Origin of the sequence: Streptomyces sp. NBC_00873 (assembly GCF_045207415.1) — a bacterium.
Taxonomy (GTDB): Bacteria; Actinomycetota; Actinomycetes; order Streptomycetales; family Streptomycetaceae; genus Streptomyces.
In genome coordinates, this window is the sequence record NZ_CP108803.1 from 3,199,821 (window position 1) to 3,220,162 (window position 20,342).

The following is a 20,342-nucleotide window of genomic DNA, read 5'->3' on the forward strand; positions in this document are numbered from 1 at the left end:
CTCAAAGGATCCTCGGGTCTGTTCATGTGATCTCCGGGTCCAGATGGGAAGCGGATCGGTGGTTTCCACCGGTATCCGGCCCATGGGTGCCAAGATCGGGTGGCAGTACTTCGGTACTGGCACCCGATTTTTGTTGTTCCAAGGGTCCAGCTCACGGTTGACGGCCACCAGTCCGTCACCCGGGCCGCCCCGCGTGCCCCGGGCCGCACACTGACCCCTCCGTGCCACCCATTAGCACACCGCCCTCCCAAAACCCGCACCGTGGTGCCGGTCACCCGGCCTGAGGTGCTCCACGAGCGATGATGCGGCAGCGGTAGCGATACGGGCGGATCGCGCAGCGCCGCCCCTGCTCCCCGCGGGGTGGGCGAGGGACAGGTCACGCCAACGGCAGCCCCGGCGCCGGATACGCGTCCATCAGGTGCTTCACCTCGCCGCGTACCTTCTCGACAGCGGATTCGTCGCCCGTGCGCACCGCCTCGACCACCCGGTCGATCCACTCCGCGACCGTGCCCATCTCGGAGGCGGGGATCCCGCGGGAGGTCAGGGCCGGGGTGCCGATGCGGATGCCGGACGGGTCGAACGGCTTGCGGGGGTCGTACGGGACGGCGTTGTAGTTGACGACGATGCCGGCCCGGTCCAGGGCCTTCGCCGCGATCTTGCCGGGTACGTCCTTGCCGGTCAGGTCGATCAGCAGGAGGTGGTTGTCCGTGCCGCCGGAGACCAGGTCGAAACCGCGGGACGCCAACTCCTCTCCCAGGGCGCGGGCGTTGGCGACGACCTGGTGGGCGTAGGCACTGAAGCCGGGGGTCGCGGCTTCCTTGAGAGCCACCGCGATCGCCGCCGTGGTCTGGTTGTGCGGGCCGCCCTGGAGCCCGGGGAAGACGGCGCGGTCGATGGCGCGGGCGTGCTCCGCCCGGCTCAGCAGCATCGCACCGCGCGGACCGCGCAGGGTCTTGTGGGTGGTGGTGGAGACCACGTCGGCGTACGGGGCGGGCGAGGGGTGGGCGCCGCCCGCGATCAGGCCCGCGATGTGGGCGATGTCGGCGACCAGGACCGCGTCGGTCTCCTCGGCGATCTCGGCGAAGCCGGCGAAGTCGATCTCCCGGGGCACTGCCGTACCGCCGCAGAAGATCACCTTGGGGCGCTCGGCGAGGGCCAGGTCGCGGACCTCGTCCAGGTCGATACGGCCGGTGTCGCGGCGGACGCCGTACTGCACACCGCGGAACCAGGTGCCGGTCGCGGAGACGCCCCAGCCGTGTGTGAGGTGGCCGCCCATCGGCAACGACATGCCGAGCACGGTGTCGCCGGGCTGCAGGAAGGCCAGGTACACCGCGAGGTTGGCGGGCGAGCCGGAGTACGGCTGCACATTGGCGTGGTCCATGCCGAAGAGGGATGTGGCCCGTTCGACGGCCACCGTCTCCACCTGGTCGATGATCTGCTGGCCCTCGTAGTACCGCTTGCCGGGGTAGCCCTCGGAGTACTTGTTCTGGAGCACTGTGCCGGAGGCTTCCAGCACGGCTGCGGAGGCGTAGTTCTCACTGGGGATCAGGCGCAGGGTGTCGGCCTGGAGCTGCTCCTCCGCGGTGACGAGGGCGGCGAGCTCCGGGTCGGTGGCGGTGAGCGCGGGGCGGCGGTTTTCGGGTGTCGTCACGGGATCCTCCCGGGTCTGGCGCATGGCCGCGGCGTGGACCCGGATGCCCAGGCGGACGGCTCTCCGGTGGTGACGCCTCCGGGCAGGCCCGGAGTGTGCCGCTTCCTCGTGGTCGGTTCCACGGAGCACCCCTGCCGGGATGCGCGCCAGTCGCGGCGTCTCTCAGCCTACTGATGGGGGCGGCCCGGGTGGCTGTTTGATGGGCCGTTCGTGGATGTTCCGCCCTGATTGACACTCTTCGTGGCGACGAGGATGGTGGTAGGGCCGGGCGCGGTCAGGGGTGCCGCGCCCAACGGTTGGGGGGCCGGTATGAGTTGGGGCGATCCAAATTTCGGGCCGGAAGACTCCCCTCCGGTACCGCCTCCGCCGTCCCGTCCGCCGACCGTGGGACCGCCGCCTCCCGGTGCAGCGCTGCGCGCCACGGCGGTGGGGCTGCTCAATCTTTCGGGTCTCGGAATCGGGTATGCCCTGGTGGGGCGCTGGGGCTGGGCCGTTCTGTGCTGGCTGGCCACCGGTGTGCTGCTGCTGGTCGCACTGCCCGCCGACCCCGACGGTGTGACCGGGGGTCTGGTCGTCGCGTATGTGGTCGTGGTGGTGTTGGCGGCTGTGCACGGGGCGTGGATCGGACGGCGTAGCGCTGTCGGGGGTTCGTGGCGGCCGGTGGTGGCGGCCGGGGTCGGACTGGTACTGCTGGCGGTACCGGCGAGGGGCGTGGTGTTCTACGGCTCCGCGCAGGACGAGGCGGTTGAGCAGATGCTGCTCGACCGGTTGAGTGAGGGCGACCGGACGGTGAAGGCCGCATCGGGCAGGACCTTCGACGCGGCCCGGGCCGATTACCGTTCCGCGCTCGCCGTGTACCGGGAGCTCGGTGAGGAACATGCGGGGTCGAGGGCGGGGAAGCTCGTACCGAAGCGGCTGAGCGCGTACTACGAGGCGGTCGCCGCCCCGTACCGTCGGGGGAAGCACTGCGAGGCGGTCGCGCCGCTGACGTATCTGCGGACCGTGCCCAAGTCGATCGACCCGAAGCTCCTGGGCGACCTGGCCGACTGGCCCGACGACCCGCTGGCCACCTCGCTGTACGCATGCGGGATGTCGGAGCTGGGCGACTCGACGGTGGGTTCGTCCGGCGGCGAGCTGGCCGAGCTGCTGCGTACGTTCCCCGGATCGGCGCAGGCCAAGAAGGTCGGGCCCGCGGTCTCCGGGAAGATCAAGGAGCAGGTCGGGGCGGTGGGCGGCAGCAGTCCGTGCGCGGCCACCGAGACGTTGCGCGGGCTCCGGACGACCGTGAAGGCGCTGCCCGACACGTCGGTCGCCGCGCGGGCCGGGGAGGCCGATACCGGGATCCGGAACGGCGTGTACGCGTGCGGGGTGGACCAGTTCAGGTCCAAGCAGTTCGCCGAAGCCCGGAAAACGCTGACGGAGTTCGCCGCCACGTACAGGGGCGACAAGCGGCGGGCGCACGCCCGGGACATCGCCATCGCGGCGGAGATCGCCGCCGACCGGCCCGCGGCGGGCAAGCGGCTGCCGCCGTCCGGGAGTCCGGGCGGTTCCCGGATGGAGCTCGTGATCAGCAACGACGCCCCGAGCGGCGTCGAGATCCTCTACACCGGTCCGGTCACCGGCCGCTTCTCGCTGGGGGGGTGCGGCAGTTGCCGGAAGTACACCTCGGAGGCCGGCGGGTCGTCGCTCGCCTGCAAGTCCGGCGGCAGGAGCTACCCGAAGGTGCGGTTGCGACTTCCTGCGGGCGAGTACCACTTCCTGTACAAGCACGGCACGGGTGAGAGCGCGGCCGTCGACAGCTACTCGTCCGGGTCGCGGATCAAACCCGGCTATACGTATACGAGTTGCACGTACGTCGTCGAGAAGTACGGGCTGGGGCTGCCCTCGCCGACCGATTCCGTCAGCCTTGCGCCCGCGGGTTCTTCTCGATGATCCAGCCGTCGATGTGCGCGGTGAGGAAGGCGCCGCCGTACTTGTCGCAGACGTACACCCGGAGCACCGGCTGATCGTTCTGGAACGGCGACGAGGGGTCCACGATCGCATAACTGCTGTCCATCCCGTCCGCCTTCAGCCGGGGACCGGCGGTGACGCCACAGTCCTGGGGCAGGTCACCCTGCCCCTCCCGGACGACATTGCCCCGCCAGGCGACGTTCCCGGTCGCGTGCATTCCTGGCCTTTCACCTCGAACTACCTTTCGCTCGCCCCCTCTTGGCAGTTTCTTGGTGAACGCATGCCCCTTACGTAAGAGGTTCCTCGCCAGAGTGGCGGCTTACATGTGCACATCATCCGGCACATGCTCCACACGCGAAGACCCACATCGCAGGGGGTTACATGAGAATGAGTCGTGCCAGACGTCGCGCCGGGCTGAGCATGGCAGCGACACTGCCGCTGCTCGCCGGTGCACTCGCCCTCGGCATACCGTCCGCCAGCGCGGACTCCGCACCCGCCGGTCGTGACGCTCTGCAGGGCACCAAGCCGGTCTGGGCCACGGCCAAGGCCGACCAGGGGGCCACCGCCGACAGCGCAAAGGTGAGTGTCCGGGTCCATCTGGCCGGCCGGGACGCGAAAGGGCTGGCCGCCTACGCCGCCGCCGTGTCCGACCCGGCGTCCCCTTCGTACGGGAAGTACCTGAGCGCCAAGGAGGCACAGGCCCGCTTCGGGGCGACCCGGCACCAGATCGACCAGGTCGTTCAGTGGCTGAAGTCGAACGGCCTGACCGTCACCGGTTCCAACCAGCACTACGTCTCCGCCACCGGTGACGTCGCCGCGGCCGAGAAGGCGTTCAGCACCCAGCTGCGCAACTACCGCAAGGGCAGCCGGACCTACCGCGCCCCGTCCTCCACGGCCTCCGTCCCGGCCGCGCTGAGCGACGCCGTCCTCGCCGTCTCCGGTCTGGACAACGCGCCGCACAAGTCGAGCCACGACGAGACGCTGCCGCCGCCGGACGCGGTGTTCCGCAACTCCGGTCCGTTCTCCTCGTACTTCGGCTCCAGGACGGCCTCGACGCTGCCGAGCGCCTACGGCTCCAAGGTGCCGTACGCGATCAAGGGCTACACCGGCAGGCAGCTGCGCGCCGCGTACGGTGCGGGCAGCTGGACCGGCAAGGGCGTGACCGTCGCGATCACCGACGCGTACGCCTCGCCGACCATCGCGAAGGACGCCGCCGAGTACGCCGCGCGCAACGGCGACGCCCCGTACCGGCGCGGGCAGCTCAGCCAGGTCCTGCCGGACGACTACACGAAGACCGAGGAGTGCGGGGCCTCCGGCTGGTACGGCGAGGAGACCCTCGACGTCGAGGCCGTGCACGCGGTCGCGCCCGCCGCCGACATCGTCTACGTGGGCGGTGCGTCCTGCTACGACGCCGACCTGCTGGACTCGCTCAACAAGATCGTCGACCACCGGCTCGCCGACATCGTCTCCAACTCCTGGGGCGACATCGAGGCCAACGAGACGCCGGACGTCGCGGCCGCGTACGACCAGGTCTTCAAGATGGGTGCGGTCGAGGGCATCGGCTTCTACTTCTCCTCCGGCGACGACGGCGACAACGTCGCGTCCACCGGCACGAAGCAGATCGACGTCCCGTCCAACTCCGCCTGGGTGACGTCGGTCGGCGGCACCTCACTGGCCGTCGGCAAGCACGACACGTACCAGTGGGAGACCGGCTGGGGCACGCTGAAGGCGTCCCTCGCCGCCGACGGCAAGAGCTGGACCGGCTTCCCCGGCGCGTACACCTCGGGCGCGGGCGGCGGCACCAGCTCGACCGTGAAGCAGCCGTTCTACCAGCGCGGTGTCGTCCTGGACTCGCTCGCGCAGGCGAACGGCAAGGCCCGGATGCGTACCGCCCCGGACATCGCGGCGGTCGCCGACCCGAACACCGGCTTCCTGGTCGGCCAGACGCAGACCCTGCCCGACGGCTCCCTCGGCTACGACGAGTACCGGATCGGCGGTACGTCGCTGGCGGCGCCGGTCATCGCGGGCGTCCAGGCGCTCGCGCAGCAGGCCCAGCACGGCCGCCCGCTCGGTTTCGCCAACCCGGCGATCTACGCCCGGTACGGCTCGACGGCGTACCACGACGTCACCGACCACCCGCTGGGTGCCGACCGTGACCTCGCGGTCGCCCGCGTCGACTTCGCCAACGGCTCCGACGCGGCGGACGGCTTGCTGACGTCGGTGCGCAGCCTCGGCAAGGACGCCTCGCTCAAGGCGGTCAAGGGATACGACGACGTGACGGGTGTCGGGACTCCGGCAGCCGGATACGTGAACTCGTACCGCCGGTACTGACGCACGGGCTCGATGCGATGACTGCCCCGGGGCTTCGGCTCCGGGGCAGTCCCGCGTGGGCAGCCCTGCGGACGCCCGGTCACGGCGGATGGGCTCGCCCTGCCCGGAGTCGATGACCGTGCACCGGTCACCTTCCGCCCCGCCCGTCGGCGCCACGCACCGGCGGGCGGTTCCGTCTTCCGTACACAGCCGCGCCGGTGGTCGCTCATCGGGAGTCGCCGGCGCGGCACCCATCGGCATGGACCGGCAGCGGTCGACCGCACCTCCTCGCCGCGGGCAGAAACAACGGCTGCCGGCTCCCCCGTCAGGCCGATGCGCGTTTCCTGGGTGTTGCCTTCTTGGCCGTGGTCTTCGCGGTCTTCTTCGTCGCCGTCTTCGCGGTCGACTTCGCGGTCGACTTCGTGGTCGACCGTGCGGCGGTCTTCTTCGCCGGGGTTCTGCCCGGCGTCGACTTCTTCGCGGCGGCCTTCCGGGGGGTGGCGGTCGCGGCGGCCTTCTTCTTCGCGCCGGTTCCGCCGCTCTTCTTGCGGGCGGCGAGCGACGTCACCCCTGCCACCGGCGCGCTCTCGGATTCCTCCACCTCTTCCGCCTCCTCGCCGCGGGCCTTCTTCGCCGCCCGGACGCTGTTCTCCAGCGCCGCGATCAGGTCGATGACCTTGCCGCCGCCGGTCTCGCCGGATGCTGCCGGTTCGAGTGCCTCGCCGGAGGCCTTCGAAGCGATCAGCGCCTCGACCGCCTCGCGGTAGTCGTCGTGGAGGGTGTCCATGTCGACCTCGCCGAGAGTGGCCATCAGGGCGTCGGCCAGGTCGAGTTCGGCTTCGCGGACCGTGACGTCGGTCTCCGGGGCCACACCGTCGGTGGCACGGATCTCGTCGGGCCAGAGCAGACCGTGCATCGCGATCACGTCGTCGACGACGCGCAGCATGCCGAGCCGTTCCCGTCCGCGGAGCGCGTACTTGGCGACGGCCACCTTCTGGCTCCGCTTCAGGGCCTCGCGCAGCAGCGTGTACGGCTTGGCGGCGGGGACTCCGTTGGCGGAGAGGTAGTACGCCGTGTCCATCTGGAGCGGGTCGATCTCGGTGGCGGGCACGAAGGCGACGATCTCGATCGTTTTCGCGGTGGGGAGCGGCAGCGAGCCGAGGTCCTCGTCGGTGATCGGGATGATCGAGCCGTCCGCGTCCTCGTACCCCTTGCCGATCTCGGCGGCCGTCACTTCCTGCTCGTCGACTTCACAGACCTTCCGGTAGCGGATCCGGCCGCCGTCGGCGAGGTGGATCTGGCGGAAGGAGATCGAGTGGCTCTCGGTGGCGTTGACCAGCTTGATAGGGATGCTGACCAGCCCGAAGGAGATCGCGCCGTTCCAGATGGACCTCACCGTTCACCCCTTTGTCCATGGGAATACCGATAGATCACTGTTGATCCTGAATTCATGTGATTCTTATCGTATGACGCCGATCACCGAGGTGGAGGGGCGGCGCCTGGCGCTCAGCAATCTCGACAAGGTTCTGTATCCGGCCACCGGAACCACCAAGGGCGAGGTGCTGCACTACTACGCGGCCACGGCGGCGGGGTCCCTGCTCGCGCATCTCTACAACCGGCCGGTGTCCTTCCTGCGCTATCCGGACGGGCCGGACGGGCAGCGGTTCTTCACCAAGAACCCCCCACCGGGCACCCCGTCCTGGGTACGGATCGCCGAGGTGCCGCGGCATACGGCGCAGCAGGCCGAACAGGTGCTCATCCAGGATCTGGCGTCGCTGATGTGGGCGGCAAACCTGGTGGTGGAGTTCCATACGCCGCAGTGGCAGGCCGACAGGCCGGGGATCGCCGACCGGATGGTGTTCGACCTCGATCCGGGGGCTCCGGCAACCGTCGTGGAGTGCTGCGCGGTGGCCCTGTGGCTGCGCGACAGGCTGGCGGCGGACGGGCTGCTCGCGTATGGGAAGACCTCCGGATCGAAGGGGCTGCATGTTCTCGTACCGCTGGAACCGGCCTCCTCCGATCGGGTGTCGGCGTACGCGAAACAGCTGGCGGTGGAGGCGGAGCGGGATCTTCCGGAGCTGGTGGTGCACCGGATGACACGGGCGCTGCGGCCGGGGAAGGTGTTCGTCGACTTCAGTCAGAACGCGGCGGCGAAGACGACCGCCACCCCGTACACGCTGCGCGCCAGGGCCCAGCCGACCGTGTCCGCGCCCGTCACCTGGGCGGAGATCGAGGACTGCCGGAACCCCGCCGAGCTGGTCTTTCTGGCCGGTGACATGGCCGGGCGGCTGGAGCGGTACGGAGATCTGCTCGGCCCGCTCATCGATCCGAACCGGGCCCGGCCGCTGCCCTGATGGCGCACGCATCCGGCCGTTGTCATGTCTGCAAGCAAAAGGCTGCATGTGGCGGGTGGATTGCCCGGGCCGTGGTGCACACTCTGCGCAGACACTCCAATACGTGAATGCGCAGGGAGGCGACGGCATGTTCGCGGGGATCGACGAGGTCGACTGGGCCTCGATGGAGCATGCCTACGGGCCTGCCGACGATGTGCCGGGCCTGCTCCGGGGGCTCGCGGCCGCCGATCCGGCGGAGCGCGAACAGGCGCTGGACGGTATGTACATGGCCGTTCACCACCAGGGGGATGTGTACGACTGCACACTCGCCTGCATTCCCTTCCTCTTCGAGCTGGTCGTGGATCCGGGGATCCACGACCGGGGCAGCATCGTCGAGCTGCTCACCAGCATCGGCGGCATCGATCTGGACGAGGACGACGACGAAGACTTCGACGAGGAGGAGTTCGACGAGGAGGAGATCGAGGGCGCGGCGAACTACGCGATGGCGGCCTCGGCCGTCACCGCGGGCGCCGGGGCGTTCTTCGAGCTCATCGCCGACGAGGACCCGGGGGTACGGCTCACCGCGCCGCTGGCGCTCGCCACGCTGCACAGCCACCCGGCGCGGGTCCTCGCGCTGCTGCGGGAGCGGCTGCCGGTGGAGCCGGACGAGGAGGTGCGGCTCGCGCTCGTGGAGGCGGCGGGTCGGGTCGCGCTGCGGAACCGCCCGCTGGCCGGGCAGGCGGCGGACTGGCTGAGCCGGCTCGCCGCGGAGGCGTACTCCCCGGCACTGCGGCTGGCTGCCCTCGCCCAGCTGGCCCGCTGCGCGCCGGACGCGCTGCCGGGCGATGTCGTACGGATGGTGGCGGGGCTGCTGACGGAGCTGCGCTCGACGCCCGGCACGGCGGTCGGCGTGCCGGACCCGGTGGGCGCCGCCGCACAGGTCGACGAGCCGGGGCCGGGCGAACCCGCCGAGGAGCGGGGCGCGCCGGTGACCCTGGTGGGGCAGGTGCGGGCACTGTCCGCGGCGGAATCCGCCGGGCGCAGCGCCCCCTGGACGGCGGATCTGCTGCGGACGCTGCATGTCGGGCTCGACGACCGGGTCGCCGACCGGAGCGCGCTGCTGATCGACCAGCTGCGCAGCCCCGACCGCTGGCAGCGTATCGATGCGGTACGGATGAGCAGCGGGCTGATACGGGCTTGGCGGGGCTCGTACGAGGAGCTGGTCCGCCTCGTGGGTGCCCAGCTCGCGGACCCCGAGCCGCGACTGGCCGAGGCCGCCTCGCACATGCTGGAGGAGCTGTTCGGGCTGGCCGCGCCCGCCGCGGACGCGCTGGCGGCGCGGGTGGCGGCGGATCCCGGGTCCTGGGTGAAGGAGTGGGCGAGCGAACCGCCGGGGCTCGGCAGCGCGGTGAAGGCGCTGGCCCGGCTGGGTGACGCCCGGGTGGTGCCCGCGCTGGCTGCCGCGCTGGAGCGGCCCGAGGTGCCGCACGACGTGGGGTTCGCCATCGGGTATCTGGGCGCGGCCGCGGCCCCGCTCGCCGGAGTGCTGCGGCGCCGGCTGGGCGGGCTCGATCTCGACGAGGGGGTGTACGACCGGGCGAGTCCGCTGCTCGGCGGGCTGACCGCGCTGCGGGCGGGCGAGGCGGCGCCGGAGGTGCTGCGGGTGCTCCGCGGGGCGCCGGAGTACCGCGGGGAGTGGCTGCGGACCTCGGCGCTGCGGGCGCTCGGCTCGTTCGGCCCGGCCGCCCGGTGCGCCGTCCCGGAGCTGCGGGCTCTGATCCGCCGCCCCGGGACCCCGGCGGCGACGGAAGCGGCTCAGGCGCTGTGGGCGGTCGAGGGGGACGCGGAGGCCGTGCTGCCGGTTCTGATCGAGGGGCTGGGGGCGGAGCATGCGCACGAGCGGCGCGCGGCGGTGAGCGCGCTGGGCGGGCTGGGTGCGCACGCGGCCGTGGTGGCACCCCGGCTGCGGGCGCTGCTGCTCCATGACGAGCTGTGGCTGCGGGTGGATGCGGCGATCGCGCTGTGGGAGGTGACGGGGCGGACCGAGGAGTCCGTACCGGTCATGCTGGCAGCCTGGGAGATGAACCGTCATGTCAGGGTCCGGGTGGCCGAAAGCCTGGCGCTGATGGGTGTTGCTGGTGCAGGGTCGGATGCGGCACATGCGCTGCGCGCCGAACTCGCCTCCCCACGACGTCACAACGCCATGGACGGCGGGTACGGCAGCCACGACACATACGAGGACGAAAAGCTGCTGGTGCTCTGCCGGCGAGCGCTTCGCGAAGTAACGGGGAAGGGACCCACGACATGATCATTTTTGGTACGCGAGGCTATCTGTACCAACTGGCCGTTCTGACGATGGTCTGCGGCTGGTGCGGCAATCCGGCCGCGCACACACTGCGGAAGCGGGTCACGAAGTTCACGCTGTTCTTCGTGCCGCTGTTCCCGTTCTCGACGAAGTACGCGACGCAGTGCACGTTCTGCGGCGGGGAGCAGAAGATCCCGAAGGAGCAGGCCGACCAACTGCTGGCGCAGCACGTGGCATCGCAGGACGGCAACCCGTTCGGACAGGCCCAGCAGCAGCCGGGATATGCCCAGGACGGACAGAACCCGTACCAGCGCTGACACAACGGCTGCACCGGTAACAAAAAGGCATAAGGGACTTCCTTCCGCATAAGGTCGATGGGTCATGGGTCGGCGGACCCATGACCGGACGTCCGGGAAGGGAGGGAGTCATGCGCCCGCATCACCGGGTGACGCGCCACGCGAAGGCGGCCCTCGTGGCCGGCGTCGGCGCCGCGCTGCTGACCGGCTGTGGCACCGGCGGCGAGCTGAAGACTGCCGGAAGGGCCCCGACCGCCATCGGGCCCGCCCGGCTCTGGCCGCAGCTGCCGCCCGCCTCCGCCGCCCCGTACGACTACGGCGAGGGCGCGACGGCGCGCATCCCCGGGATCACGGTCCCGCACGACGATGTGCACGAGGTGGACCCGGTCGCCGTGGTGCTGGCCGACCTGAAGGCCACCACCAGCCGGTCCAGCGGTTCGGACGAGCTCCCCGCCGACACGGTCCGGAAGATCACCGCGTGCCGCACCGCGCCGGCCGCCTGCCCGGTCCTGCAGCCGTACTACCGCGATCTGACGGGCGACGGCAGGGACGACATGGTGGTCGGCGTGCGGCGGAACGACGGGCGGATCTCGGTGCGCGTCTACACGGCGGAGCCGGGCGGGCTGACCCGGATCATGGCCGTCTCGGACTCCGTGATCAGCGTGGAGCTGGCCGGGCGGGACGTGATCATGCGAGTGCCGTCGGCGATCGCCGGATACGAGTACCGGACGGCCTGGTCCTGGGACGACCACCAGCGCGCGATGCTGCCGACTCAGGACGAGATCCTGCGGAAGACCCCGGGGGTGGCGCCCACCGGCCGGCCGAGCGCGAAGCCCAGCCCCGAAGCGACCATGGTGCCGCCGCCGGTCACCGCCTCCGCGGGGCGGCGATGAGGCGACGGAGACTGCGCGCGCCCGCGTGGACCGCGACGCTCACCTGGAAGTCGGCAGTGTTCATCACCGTGATGTGCTGCGCACTCGCCGCACTGCTGGGCGTACTGGTGCACACCGCGGTGACCCGGGAGACCGTCGACGAGGCCCGCGCCGAGGCGCTCTCCCGGCTGAACGACGTCACCGCGGCGTACGAGGCGGGCGAGGCGCTCCCGCCGGGTTCCGGTATCGATCCGCCCGGGCTGCCCGCGTCCCTGCGCGCCCTCGCGGTGAGCGGGCGTCAGGGCACGCTCGTCGCCGACCACCACGGGCGTCCGACCATGTGGGCGGCAGGCCCGGCCGACGGCCGCGCGCTGGCCACCGCGATCGACTACAGCCGGAGCGCCCACGTGATCAACAGCCTCGACCGGGCGATCGTCGGCTCCTCGCTGCTGGCGATCGGCGCCACACTGCTGGTCGGCGCATTCGCCGTCACCCGGGTCACCCGTCGGCTGCACCAGACCGCCCAGGTGGCCCGCCGGATCGGTGCGGGCGATCTCGACGCCCGCGTCGACGATCCCCGTACCTCGGACCCGTCGCGCCGGCAGGACGAGGTGGCGATCGTCGCCGGCGCACTGGACACGATGGCGTCCACGCTCCAGCGCAAACTGCTGGCCGAGCAGCGGTTCACCGCCGATGTGGCGCACGAGCTGCGCACCCCGCTGACCGGTCTCTCGGCCGCGGCCGAGCTGTTGCCGGCGGGCCGCCCGGCCGAGCTGGTGCGGGACCGGGTGCGGGCGATGCGGGCGCTGACGGAGGATCTGCTGGAGATCTCCCGGCTCGACGCCCACACGGAAGAGGTCGATCTCGCGGTTCACGAACTGGCTCCGCTCGCCGTGCGAGTGGCGGGCGCCTCGGGAACGGAGACCGAGGTCCGCGTCCTGGGGGCGGAAGCCGGAACCGGGGCGAGGCCCGTGCGGGTGGAGACCGACAAGCGGCGGCTGGAGCGGGTCCTCGGCAATCTGATCGCCAATGCGCACCAGCACGGCCGGCCACCGGTGGTCGTGACGGTCGACGGGCCGGTGGTGACCGTACGCGATCACGGTCCGGGATTCCCGGACTATCTGCTGGCCGGTGGTCCGCAGCGGTTCCGTACCGAGGGAGGCGGCAAGGGCCACGGGCTCGGACTGACCATCGCCGTCGGGCAGTCGGCGGTCATCGGCGCCGAGCTCGTCTTCGCCAACGCGGAGGACGGCGGGGCGGTGGCGCGGCTGACGCTCCCGGAATACGTACGACTCGACGGCGGCGAACCGCCCGGCCACGACGGCCAGACAGAGGCGACGTAAGGGAAATGAAGTGACATAAGAGGAATATGGTGCACCTCTTGCTACGTTGCGTGGCATGACCGCAACGAGGACGGACGCGCCCCCGCCGCAGCTACGCCTGCCCAAGCGGCGCGGGGTCGAGCTCGCACTCCTCATCGGAGCCGTCCTCATCTCCGTCTACGGCTACGCCGCCGTCGGCCTCGCACACGACCACGCGATCCCGCCCGATGTCGCCGGTTACGGTGCCGGTCTCGGGCTGCTCGCACTCCTCGCCCATCTCGCCGTCCGCTTCCGCGCCGCGCACGCCGATCCGCTGCTGCTCCCCATCGCCGTCCTGCTCAACGGTCTCGGGCTGGTGCTGATCTACCGGCTCGACCTGGAGACCCCGAAGGACCAGGCGGCGCCCACCCAGCTGATCTGGTCGACGCTCGGGGTCGCGCTCTTCATCGTGGTCGTCGTCTTCCTCCGCGACCACCGGGTGCTCCAGCGGTACGCGTACCTGTCGGTCGCCGCCGCGCTGGTCCTGATGATCGTGCCGATCTTCTTCCCTGCGGTGAACGGTGCCAAGATCTGGATCCGGATCGGCGGATTCTCGTTCCAGCCCGGCGAGTTCGCCAAGATCCTGCTCGCCGTCTTCTTCGCCGCGTACCTCTCCGCGAACCGCAACGCGCTCGCCTACACGGGCCGCAGGATCTGGAAGCTCCAACTGCCCACCGGCCGGGTGCTCGGACCGATCGTGGCGATCTGGCTGCTCAGTGTCGGGGTGCTGGTCCTTGAGCGCGACCTGGGGACCTCGCTGCTCTTCTTCGGCCTCTTCGTGATCATGCTGTACGTGGCGACCGGCCGGACCGGCTGGATCGCGGTGGGGCTGCTGCTCGCCGCCGTCGGCGCGTTCGCCGTCGGCTCCTTGGAGCCGCATGTGCACAGCCGGGTGCAGGACTGGCTCGATCCGTTCGCCTCCATCAACGCGGGCCAGGGACCGAGCCAGCTCGCCCAGTCACTGTTCGCGTTCGCCGCGGGCGGAATGCTCGGCACCGGACTCGGTCTCGGCCACTCCATCCTCATCGGCTTCGCCGCCAAGTCCGACTTCATCCTGGCCACGGCGGGCGAGGAGCTCGGACTGTCCGGGCTGACCGCGATCTTCCTGCTGTACGCGCTGCTGGTCGCCCGCGGCTACCGGGCCGGGCTCGCCCTGCGCGACCCCTTCGGGCGGCTGCTGTCGATCGGGCTCGCATCGATCCTGGCCCTCCAGGTCTTCGTGATCGCGGGCGGCGTGATGGGGCTGATCCCGCTGACAGGCATGGCGATGCCGTTCCTCGCCCAGGGCGGTTCGTCCGTCGTGACCAACTGGATCATCGTGGCGCTGCTCATCCGGATCAGCGACCTCGCCCGCACCCCCCACCCCGACCAGGCGGAGACCGTGGATATCGCACCGATCGTGGAGGACCCGTCGTGATCCGCTACATCCGGCGGGCCGCCGCGTTCTGCCTGCTGCTGCTCGTGGCGCTGCTGCTGAACGCCGCCCGCATCCAGGTCTTCCAGGCGGACGAGCTGGACGACAACCCCGCCAACCGCCGCCGGACGATCGCCCGCTACGACCAGCCGCGCGGCAACATCCTGGTCGGCAAGAAGTCCGTCACCGGCTCCAGGAACACGGACGAGCGGCTCACGTACGAGCGCACCTACACCGACGGGCCGCTGTACGCGCCGGTGACCGGGTACGCCTCGCAGACCTACGGCACGACGCTCATCGAGAACGCCGAGGACGACATCCTCTCCGGCACCGACCCGCTGCTCGCCCCACTGCCGCTGTGGGACGAGATCACCCGGAGCCGGCAGCCCGGCGGCAATGTCGCAACGACCGTCAAGGACTCCATGCAGCGCGCCGCGTACGCCGGGCTGGGCGGGCGGCGGGGTGCGGTCGCCGCCCTCGAACCGTCGACCGGCAAGATCCTGGCGCTGGTCTCGACCCCTTCGTACGACCCCGAGCGGCTCTCCGGCACCGGTTCGTCGGTGACCGACGCCTGGCGGCAGTTCAACAGGGCGAGGAGCCAGCCGATGCTCAACCGGGCGATCCGGCAGACCTATCCGCCCGGCTCCACCTTCAAGATCGTGACGGCGGCCGCGGCGCTCGACGCGGGTGTGGTCGAGGACCCCGACGCGGAGACCGACACCCCGTCGCCGTATGTCCTGCCGGGGACCAGCACCACGCTCCCCAATGAGGCTAGCGGCTGCGAGAACGCGCCGCTCGCCGAGGCGATCCGGGTGTCGTGCAACACCGTGATGGCCCATCTGGGGGTGGAGGTCGGGCTGGACGGGATGGTGAAGGCGGCGCGGAAGTTCGGCTTCAACGACACCGGGCTGAAGATCCCGTCCGGCGTGGCGAAGAGCAATTTCGACACCGATATGAGCAACGACCAGCTGGCCCTGTCGTCGATCGGACAGTTCAACACGACGGCGACACCGCTGCAGATGGCCATGGTGGCGTCGGCCGTCGCGAACGGCGGTGACCTCAAGCACCCGTATCTGGTGGACCGTACGACGACCAGCAGCGGCACCACCGTCCATCAGAACAGTCCCCGCTCCTACCATCAGGCGATGAGCCCGCGAACGGCGACGCAGCTGCGGCAGATGATGATCGACGTCGTGGAGCAGGGCACCGGATCCAATGCGGCGATCGGCGGGGCGACGGTCGGCGGCAAGACCGGGACAGCTCAGCACGGCATCGACAACTCCGGCACCCCGTACGCCTGGTTCATCTCCTGGGCGCAGGCGCCGAACTCGAACCGGCCGGCGGTCGCGGTCGCGGTGGTCGTCGAGGACGCCGCCGCGAAGCGGGCGGACATCAGCGGTGGCGGCAGCGCGGCGCCGATCGCCCGGGCCGTCATGGAGGCGGCGCTGCGGGCTGACGGCACGGGGGGCGCGCCCTCGTCCGGGGCGTCTCACGGCTCGGAACGGCGCGTGCGGCGCGGCACACGCTGATTACTGTGCGGCCATGACATCCATGACGCCTGAGACCGGCCACGAACTCGCCCAGGTGAACATCGCCCGGCTCACATTCCCGCTGGACTCACCCGAGTTGAAAGACTTTGTCGATGCCCTCGATCCGGTCAACGCGGTCGCCGACCAAGCCGCGGGGTTCATCTGGAGGCTGCAGAGCGAGACCGGGAACGCCACCGACGTACCGGTTTTCGGAGACTCCTGGCTGATCGTGAACATGTCGGTGTGGCGCGACACGGACGCACTGACAGCCTTCATGTACCAGGGGCAGCATCGCGAACTCCTCGCCCGGCGCCGCGAATGGTTCGAGCGGGTGGAGGAGGCGATGACCGCACTGTGGTGGGTTCCGGTGGGCGAGCGCCCGACGGTGCAGGACGCCGAGGAGCGCCTGCGGATCCTGCGCGAACACGGCCCGACGGACCGGGCGTTCACGCTGCGGACCAGCTTCCCGGCGCCCGCCCGGGCCGCGGGCTGATCAACCGATCGGACGCACGCCGTGCTGCTGGACGCGCCGGCACGGGTGGCGGAGCCGGGGTGCGGCTTCACGGCCGGCCTCTGGGCACCATCCGCCAAGACCCTCGCACCGGTCGGTCCCCACATCCTCTACGCAGCGCCCTCCGCTATCGCCTCCTCGACCTCCGCGACCCGCGCCTGCTCCTCCGCCGCGAACCGGTCCCGGTCCAGCTGCTCGGCCATCTCCTCGTCCTGGGCCATGAGCAGGTCGAGGCTGGAGTCGCCGAGTTCGAAGACGCCCATGTCGACGTACGCCTTCTGCAGCCGCTCGCTCCACAGACCGATGTCCTTGACGCATGGGACGATCCGGCTGAACAGCAGCTTGCGGAAGAGCTGCAGGTACTCCGAGTGCTCGGAGAGGTCCTTGGCCTCCTGTTTACCTATGCCGAAGTTCTCCAGCACCTCGACGCCGCTGAGGCGGTCGCGCATCAGGTAGCAGCCCTCGATGACGAACTCCTCGCGCTGGCGCAGTTCGGCGTCGCTCAGCTGCTTGTAGTAGTCACGCAGCGCCATCCGGCCGAAGGCGACGTGCCGGGCCTCGTCCTGCATGACGTAGGCGAGGATCTGCTTGGGCAGCGGCTTGGTCGTGGTGTCGCGGATCATGCCGAACGCGGCCAGCGCCAGGCCCTCGATCAGGACCTGCATGCCCAGGTAGGGCATGTCCCAGCGGGAGTCGCGCAGGGTGTCGCCGAGCAGGCCCTGGAGGTTGTCGTTGATCGGGTAGAGCATCTGCACCTTCTCGTGCAGGAACCGGCCGTATATCTCCGCGTGCCGGGCCTCGTCCATGGTCTGGGTCGCGGAGTAGAACTTCGCGTCCAGGTCGGGGACGGACTCCACGATCCGGGCGGCGCAGACCATCGCGCCCTGTTCACCGTGGAGGAACTGGCTGAACTGCCACGAGGTGTAGTGCTTGCGCAGCTCGCCCCGGTCCTTCTCGGTCATCTTGGTCCAGTGCGGGGTGCCGTACAGCGTGAGGGCCTCGTCGGGGGTGCCCAGCGGGTCGGCGGGGTCGACCTCCAGGGACCAGTCGATGCGCTTGTTGCCGTCCCACTGCTTGTCCTTGCCCTTCTGGTAGAGGGCGAGGAGGCGTTCACGGCCGTCGTCGTAGTCCCAGCTGAAGCGGGCGGCGCCGGAGACGGGCACCTGCCACAGGGGCGTGTCGGGGGCGGTGGTGTAGAGGTCGTGTGTCGACACGGACGGCTCCTTCGCCTCGCATGCTCGGACAAGTTCCGCTGCGGTTGCGTCCGTTGGCAGGTTCACACGTTGGTAGACGCCGGGTCAACAAGTCGTGCGCGAGGGATTGACCGCCTTACTGACAAGCAGTCTCATAAGGAGTGACCCCCGGTAACCCACGTGTGAGGTGCCCCCAGCCATGACGACAGTGACCGAACGCGACGTGCAGGTGCTCCGCGACGCACTCGGCCCGCTACGGGACCGCGAGCAGATCGCCGAGCGCCTCCTGGAGTCCTCGGCCAAGCACTCCTTCGATCCGGACACCGAACTCGACTGGGATGCGGCGGTCGAGGACGGCAAGTGGTTCTGGCCGCCCGAGCTCGTCTCTCTCTACGACACCCCGCTGTGGCGGAAGATGTCACAGGAGCAGCGGATGGACCTGGCCCGGCACGAGGCGGCGTCGCTGGCCTCGCTCGGCATCTGGTTCGAGATCATCCTGATGCAGCTGCTGGTCCGGCACATCTACGACAAGCCGGTGACCAGCAATCATGTCCGTTACGCGCTCACCGAGATAGCCGACGAGTGCCGGCACTCGATGATGTTCGGCCGCATGATCCAGTGGGGGCAGGCGCCCAGCTATCCCGTACCGCGCGTCTACCACAACCTGGCGCGGGTACTGAAGACCGTGTCCACGACGCCCGGTTCGTTCGCCGCGACCCTGCTCGGAGAGGAGATCCTCGACTGGATGCAGCGGCTGACGTTCCCGGACGAGCGCGTCCAGACGCTGGTGCGCGGCGTGACCCGGATCCATGTGGTCGAGGAGGCACGGCACGTGCGCTACGCCCGCGAGGAGCTGCGCCGCCAGATGGTCACGGCACCTCGCTGGGAGCGCGAGTTCACCCGGCTGAGCTGCGGGGAGGCGGCGCGCGTCTTCTCCGTCTGCTTCATCAACCCGCAGGTGTACGAGAACGTCGGCCTGAACCGCCGCGAGGCCGTCGCCCAGGTGAAGGCGGGCGGCCACCGGGCGGAGGTCATGCAGTCGGGTGCGAAGCGGCTGACGGATTTCCTGGACGACATCGGCATGTTGAACGGGGTGGGGCGCAGGCTGTGGAAGAGCTCGGGTCTGCTGGCCTGAGCCGGTTCCCCCGGCGGAGGGAGCGCCGCAGGGAGTGCCCGGCGGATCATGGCCGGGAGCCGCGACCTGTCCGCCCCTGATCCGCCGGACACCCTGGGGTCTTTCGTTTGGATCAGGCCGTATCAGGGAGCGGCCCGCCGCGGAGCGGCTGGTGTCGCCGTGGCGTGTGCAGCCGCAAGGCGGAGGAAGGAGCCCACGCGGAGCGAATGGGGTCTCCCCTGCTCGAGCGAAGCCGGGAGCTTGGGGAAGACCGACGACAACGCGGCAGATGTGCGTGCCGGACCCCGCGAGCCCGGCGTGATCCAAACGAGAGGCCCTACGCTTCGAGGCATGACCCCTGCCGCCGCAGCCCCGCCGAACCGCGCGTACCGAAGGCTCAGCGTCGAGGAACGCCGCACGCAACTCCTCGGCGCCGCCCTCACCCTGTTCGCGCACCGGGCGCCGGACGAGGTCTCGCTCGACGAGGTCGCGGCCGTCGCCGGCGTCTCCCGCCCGCTCGTCTACCGCTACTTCCCCGGTGGACGGCAGCAGTTGTACGAGGCGGCGCTCCGGTCCGCGGCGGACGAACTGAAGCTCTGCTTCGCCGAGCCGGCCGAGGGCCCGCCCACGGAACGGGTGACGCGGGTGCTCGGCCGCTACCTCAGGTTCGTCGACGAGCACGACGCCGGGTTCAGCGCCCTGCTGCGCGGCGGAAGCGTCGCCGAGACGTCCCGGACGACGGCGATCGTCGACGAGGTGCGGCGGGCGGCCGCCGAACAGATCCTGCTGCATCTGGGCCGGGGAGACGGATGTACGGCTGGGCCCCGGCTGCGGATGTTGGTGCGGACCTGGATCGCAGCTGTCGAGGCGGCCTCGCTGATCTGGCTGGACGAGGAGAAACAGCCCATCGCCGACGAACTGCGCGCCTGGCTGGTCGACCAGTTGATCGCCCTGCTCGCGGCCACCGCGGCGACGGACGAGGAGACGGCATCCGTGGTGGCGGCACTCCTGCCACTGGAGACCTCCTCCGGTCCTGCCGGGAAGCTGGCGGCCCGGCTGGTCCCCGTGGTCGGCGGGGCGGCCCACCTGCTGCCGCCGGACTGACGGCCTCCCCCTCCCTGTCGCGGGGAGGCCGTGAGCCCCGGAACACGCCCTGGGTCAGACTGGGTACGTGAGAAGCGAGAACACCACCTTCAGGGGCGGCCCGCTGGACGGGCGGGTCCTCCCCGTCCTCGTCGGCTCGACCGGCCACCCGCCCAAGTGGTACGAGGTCCCGGTGCCGGACGCAGACGGCGGGCCGGCCACCGTGTACGCGTACCGGCGGGTCCCGGCCGGATACTCCAAGCGGCTGGGTGTGCAGCGCGGCTGGGTGTACGAGTACGCCCCCGAGGGCCGCGAGCGCCACACTCTCAAGTGGCCCTGGTCGAAACCGAGCTGACCCGCTGGTCCGGGCGGGGTGCGTCGGCCGCCTCCCAATTGCCGAACCCTCTAGGATCGACGGAT

General features: G+C 70.5%; 17 protein-coding genes. 13 read left to right on the forward strand and 4 right to left on the reverse strand.

Annotated elements, in window-relative coordinates:
* Window positions 1–376 precede the first annotated feature (376 nt).
* Entirely contained in the window at window positions 377–1,675 is a 1,299-nt protein-coding gene (gene glyA, locus OH809_RS14285; protein ID WP_406422032.1) for a serine hydroxymethyltransferase, read from the reverse strand.
* A 285-nt stretch (window positions 1,676–1,960) separates the two neighbouring features.
* Here glyA and OH809_RS14290 point away from each other — a divergent pair, with 285 nt between their 5' ends.
* Entirely contained in the window at window positions 1,961–3,583 is a 1,623-nt protein-coding gene (locus tag OH809_RS14290) for a hypothetical protein (RefSeq protein ID WP_406515184.1), read from the forward strand.
* On the opposite strand, the gene OH809_RS14295 is transcribed toward OH809_RS14290, so the two are convergent.
* Complete coding sequence (locus OH809_RS14295) at window positions 3,552–3,818, reverse strand: hypothetical protein (protein ID WP_406422030.1); 267 nt, start codon at window positions 3,816–3,818, stop codon at window positions 3,552–3,554. The two genes, OH809_RS14290 and OH809_RS14295, sit on opposite strands and share 32 nt — an antisense overlap.
* 164 nt (window positions 3,819–3,982) lie before the next feature.
* Here OH809_RS14295 and OH809_RS14300 point away from each other — a divergent pair, with 164 nt between their 5' ends.
* On the forward strand, window positions 3,983–5,932 hold the full coding sequence (locus tag OH809_RS14300; protein WP_406422029.1) for a protease pro-enzyme activation domain-containing protein: 1,950 nt from the start codon (window positions 3,983–3,985) through the stop codon (window positions 5,930–5,932).
* A gap of 304 nt (window positions 5,933–6,236) precedes the next feature.
* On the opposite strand, the gene OH809_RS14305 is transcribed toward OH809_RS14300, so the two are convergent.
* On the reverse strand, window positions 6,237–7,307 hold the full coding sequence (locus OH809_RS14305) for a Ku protein (RefSeq protein ID WP_406515185.1): 1,071 nt from the start codon (window positions 7,305–7,307) through the stop codon (window positions 6,237–6,239).
* A 70-nt stretch (window positions 7,308–7,377) separates the two neighbouring features.
* Between OH809_RS14305 and ligD the strand changes: the two genes are divergently transcribed.
* The 8 genes from ligD (at window position 7,378) to OH809_RS14345 (ending at window position 16,514) form a co-directional block, all read left to right on the forward strand.
* Window positions 7,378–8,265 carry a non-homologous end-joining DNA ligase gene (ligD, locus tag OH809_RS14310; protein ID WP_406422027.1) on the forward strand — a complete coding sequence of 296 codons (888 nt, stop codon included), beginning with the start codon at window positions 7,378–7,380 and terminating at the stop codon, window positions 8,263–8,265.
* 127 nt (window positions 8,266–8,392) lie between these two features.
* Window positions 8,393–10,552, forward strand: coding sequence for a HEAT repeat domain-containing protein (locus OH809_RS14315; protein WP_406516246.1), 2,160 nt, complete (start codon window positions 8,393–8,395; stop codon window positions 10,550–10,552).
* Window positions 10,549–10,866, forward strand: a complete 318-nt coding sequence (locus tag OH809_RS14320) for a zinc-ribbon domain-containing protein (protein ID WP_406422026.1) — start codon at window positions 10,549–10,551, stop codon at window positions 10,864–10,866. Before OH809_RS14315 ends, OH809_RS14320 begins: the two co-directional genes overlap by 4 nt.
* Window positions 10,867–10,976: 110 nt before the next feature.
* Complete coding sequence (locus tag OH809_RS14325; RefSeq protein ID WP_406515186.1) at window positions 10,977–11,738, forward strand: hypothetical protein; 762 nt, start codon at window positions 10,977–10,979, stop codon at window positions 11,736–11,738.
* Complete coding sequence (locus OH809_RS14330; protein ID WP_406422024.1) at window positions 11,735–13,060, forward strand: ATP-binding protein; 1,326 nt, start codon at window positions 11,735–11,737, stop codon at window positions 13,058–13,060. The genes OH809_RS14325 and OH809_RS14330 overlap by 4 nt, the downstream gene beginning before the upstream one ends.
* 55 nt (window positions 13,061–13,115) lie before the next feature.
* Window positions 13,116–14,495: an FtsW/RodA/SpoVE family cell cycle protein gene (locus tag OH809_RS14335; RefSeq protein ID WP_406422023.1), complete on the forward strand. Its 1,380-nt coding sequence runs from the start codon at window positions 13,116–13,118 to the stop codon at window positions 14,493–14,495.
* Window positions 14,492–16,021: a peptidoglycan D,D-transpeptidase FtsI family protein gene (locus OH809_RS14340; RefSeq protein ID WP_406515187.1), complete on the forward strand. Its 1,530-nt coding sequence runs from the start codon at window positions 14,492–14,494 to the stop codon at window positions 16,019–16,021. Before OH809_RS14335 ends, OH809_RS14340 begins: the two co-directional genes overlap by 4 nt.
* 22 nt (window positions 16,022–16,043) lie before the next feature.
* Window positions 16,044–16,514 carry a DUF3291 domain-containing protein gene (locus OH809_RS14345; protein WP_406516247.1) on the forward strand — a complete coding sequence of 157 codons (471 nt, stop codon included), beginning with the start codon at window positions 16,044–16,046 and terminating at the stop codon, window positions 16,512–16,514.
* 128 nt (window positions 16,515–16,642) lie between these two features.
* On the opposite strand, the gene OH809_RS14350 is transcribed toward OH809_RS14345, so the two are convergent.
* Window positions 16,643–17,746, reverse strand: coding sequence for a ferritin-like domain-containing protein (locus OH809_RS14350; RefSeq protein ID WP_406515188.1), 1,104 nt, complete (start codon window positions 17,744–17,746; stop codon window positions 16,643–16,645).
* A gap of 178 nt (window positions 17,747–17,924) precedes the next feature.
* Here OH809_RS14350 and OH809_RS14355 point away from each other — a divergent pair, with 178 nt between their 5' ends.
* From OH809_RS14355 to OH809_RS14365, 3 genes are all read left to right on the forward strand, one after another.
* Window positions 17,925–18,860, forward strand: a complete 936-nt coding sequence (locus tag OH809_RS14355) for a diiron oxygenase (RefSeq protein WP_406515189.1) — start codon at window positions 17,925–17,927, stop codon at window positions 18,858–18,860.
* 330 nt (window positions 18,861–19,190) lie between these two features.
* Window positions 19,191–19,943 carry a TetR/AcrR family transcriptional regulator gene (locus OH809_RS14360; protein ID WP_406515190.1) on the forward strand — a complete coding sequence of 251 codons (753 nt, stop codon included), beginning with the start codon at window positions 19,191–19,193 and terminating at the stop codon, window positions 19,941–19,943.
* 67 nt (window positions 19,944–20,010) lie between these two features.
* Complete coding sequence (locus tag OH809_RS14365; protein ID WP_327244355.1) at window positions 20,011–20,277, forward strand: hypothetical protein; 267 nt, start codon at window positions 20,011–20,013, stop codon at window positions 20,275–20,277.
* Window positions 20,278–20,342 lie beyond the last annotated feature (65 nt).

Coding starts and splice junctions, on each gene's coding strand:
- glyA (WP_406422032.1), bottom strand. CDS start 1,675: ATGCGCCAGACCCGGGAGGATCCCGTGACGACACCCGAAAACCGCCGC.
- OH809_RS14290 (WP_406515184.1), top strand. CDS start 1,961: ATGAGTTGGGGCGATCCAAATTTCGGGCCGGAAGACTCCCCTCCGGTA.
- OH809_RS14295 (WP_406422030.1), bottom strand. CDS start 3,818: ATGCACGCGACCGGGAACGTCGCCTGGCGGGGCAATGTCGTCCGGGAG.
- OH809_RS14300 (WP_406422029.1), top strand. CDS start 3,983: ATGAGAATGAGTCGTGCCAGACGTCGCGCCGGGCTGAGCATGGCAGCG.
- ligD (WP_406422027.1), top strand. CDS start 7,378: ATGACGCCGATCACCGAGGTGGAGGGGCGGCGCCTGGCGCTCAGCAAT.
- OH809_RS14315 (WP_406516246.1), top strand. CDS start 8,393: ATGTTCGCGGGGATCGACGAGGTCGACTGGGCCTCGATGGAGCATGCC.
- OH809_RS14320 (WP_406422026.1), top strand. CDS start 10,549: ATGATCATTTTTGGTACGCGAGGCTATCTGTACCAACTGGCCGTTCTG.
- OH809_RS14325 (WP_406515186.1), top strand. CDS start 10,977: ATGCGCCCGCATCACCGGGTGACGCGCCACGCGAAGGCGGCCCTCGTG.
- OH809_RS14330 (WP_406422024.1), top strand. CDS start 11,735: ATGAGGCGACGGAGACTGCGCGCGCCCGCGTGGACCGCGACGCTCACC.
- OH809_RS14335 (WP_406422023.1), top strand. CDS start 13,116: ATGACCGCAACGAGGACGGACGCGCCCCCGCCGCAGCTACGCCTGCCC.
- OH809_RS14345 (WP_406516247.1), top strand. CDS start 16,044: ATGACGCCTGAGACCGGCCACGAACTCGCCCAGGTGAACATCGCCCGG.
- OH809_RS14355 (WP_406515189.1), top strand. CDS start 17,925: ATGACGACAGTGACCGAACGCGACGTGCAGGTGCTCCGCGACGCACTC.
- OH809_RS14360 (WP_406515190.1), top strand. CDS start 19,191: ATGACCCCTGCCGCCGCAGCCCCGCCGAACCGCGCGTACCGAAGGCTC.